The 607-nt window shown below is 34.1% G+C and carries 2 protein-coding genes; both read right to left on the reverse strand.

The annotated features are described in order from the left end of the window. The coding region (locus IE182_RS32370; protein WP_229845303.1) for a hypothetical protein at nucleotides 1-243 on the reverse strand (243 nt) is incomplete at its 3' end. After that, nucleotides 240-590, reverse strand: coding sequence for a hypothetical protein (locus tag IE182_RS31595; RefSeq protein ID WP_190113426.1), 351 nt, complete (start codon nucleotides 588-590; stop codon nucleotides 240-242). The genes IE182_RS31595 and IE182_RS32370, both read right to left, overlap by 4 nt. Nucleotides 591-607 lie beyond the last annotated feature (17 nt).

Raw genomic sequence — 607 nt, forward strand, 5'->3', positions numbered from 1 at the left:
TAACCTCATAACTGAGCAACTACCACAATCTGGGCTAGATAATATAATATCTGGATGCCAATCTTTGGGTAATTCATAACCTTTTAAGAAAGGTATACCCTTGAAATTAGCTTTCCATTGCTCTTCTTTAGCTGTATGAAATACTCCTCTGGGTTCAATATTCCCAATAAGTTTATCTTTAAAAGGGAATAGGAGGGCTCCTTGCCCTCCACATACTCCCAGTACTCTTAAGTCTTCTTTCATTTCTTATAACTTCTCAATTTTATGTATTTGAACCAAGCATAATGCTTTCTAGTTGAAAGATAATCCAGATTTGAATCATTATTATGAGCTTCTTCTTCAAAGCTTACATCATGATACCTTTCATTTTGCTTGTTCCATTTAGCAAAACAAAGAATGATTAAGTACTCGATTCCATACCAAAGGTAGAAAAATACCCATAACATCTCAGCCATTTGCTTTGAATGTATATGTTCATGGTTATAATCCACCTCAGTAAACTTAGCCCCCTTTCTTACAAACACTAAACCAAAGATGTTGATAGCTTTGTATCCCTTGAAAGGTATAAGGTTGTTGTAGATTACTTTCATAGCTTGTCTTTAAAGTT

It is taken from the genome of Streptomyces cinnamoneus, assembly GCF_014650495.1.
Lineage (GTDB): Bacteria > Actinomycetota > Actinomycetes > Streptomycetales > Streptomycetaceae > Streptomyces > Streptomyces cinnamoneus.

What these genes read in the sequence shown, in the direction of transcription:
- IE182_RS31595 (WP_190113426.1), bottom strand. Translation starts at nt 590, where the DNA reads ATGAAAGTAATCTACAACAACCTTATACCTTTCAAGGGATACAAAGCT.